Consider the following 549-nt stretch of genomic DNA (forward strand, 5'->3'; position numbering starts at 1 on the left):
CGATGATGGTGTTGTAGCCATAACCGGTGTTGTCAGGATCGGCCGTCGCACCCTTCATCGTGGGCACTCCCGGTGGCGTGCCCAGCTTGCGGTAGTAGTCCTCACGCTGTTTCTCTATCTGCATCATGCGGGCGGCATAATCTTTCTGTCCAGCCGTAACGTTGTTGCCGCTGATGCCATAAACATTGCTGAACTTGCCTACACCGAGTTTACTTGCTACACGTTTATCGCCAATAAAGTAATGCTTGGTGAAGCGGTTCTTTGTCACAGTGATTATCGGAGCAGGATAAATGGTGTAATCCTCCGTTTCATGGAACGTGATTCCCTGCGGTGCACCATTGATATATACGCCTTCAAGGTCGCCGTGGCTCTTGACGATGCGCTCACCGGCGGCATTGTAGGTGTATCGGCTGGTCTTGCCGTTGTCCGACAATACCTTCAGGCGGTTGTCCTCGTCCCAATACATTCGCCGCTCCGTGTTCAGGCTGTCATCCTCCACCAGCGTGGGGTTACCATTGGCATCGTATGTATAATGCTCATGCCCAATCT

The 549-nt window shown here is 52.6% G+C and carries 1 pseudogene; it reads right to left on the reverse strand.

The annotated features are described in order from the left end of the window. Positions 1-549 (reverse strand): annotated as a pseudogene (locus tag HMPREF2955_RS17175) (RHS repeat-associated core domain-containing protein); the annotation flags it as partial.

It is taken from the genome of Prevotella sp. HMSC073D09, assembly GCF_001814145.1.
Lineage (GTDB): Bacteria > Bacteroidota > Bacteroidia > Bacteroidales > Bacteroidaceae > Prevotella > Prevotella conceptionensis.